1 protein-coding gene is annotated in these 237 nt (G+C 64.1%); it reads right to left on the bottom strand.

Annotation, left to right across the window (positions count from 1 at the left end; genetic code table 11):
* Positions 1 to 3: 3 nt before the first annotated feature.
* Positions 4 to 129: a hypothetical protein gene (locus ACLJNW_RS28395; protein ID WP_003160853.1), complete on the bottom strand. Its 126-nt coding sequence runs from the start codon at positions 127 to 129 to the stop codon at positions 4 to 6.
* Positions 130 to 237: the final 108 nt, after the last annotated feature.

Raw genomic sequence — 237 nt, 5'->3', positions numbered from 1 at the left:
CGCTCAGGCGGCGAACAGAGCCGCCACGTCCATCGGATTCCGCTCCGCCAGCGCCAGTTCGCCTTCGCCGAAACTTGCGCTGCTGCCGCCGACACCCTGCGATTGATCGCGCAGTGGCGGGCGATTCATGCCAAAGCCTGTGACCTGCAGCACGGCTCGCCGATGCAACGGTAGAGACCTATCGGCAGGTGCTGGAAACCTGCCGTTTCCAGCACGAAGATGCCGTAGGGTGAGAGA

Source organism: Salmonella sp. SAL4457, assembly GCF_046548235.1.
GTDB lineage: Bacteria > Pseudomonadota > Gammaproteobacteria > Enterobacterales > Enterobacteriaceae > Salmonella > Salmonella enterica.
This window is presented reverse-complemented; position numbering and strand designations above follow the sequence as displayed.

Coding starts and splice junctions, on each gene's coding strand:
- ACLJNW_RS28395 (WP_003160853.1), bottom strand. CDS start 129: ATGAATCGCCCGCCACTGCGCGATCAATCGCAGGGTGTCGGCGGCAGC.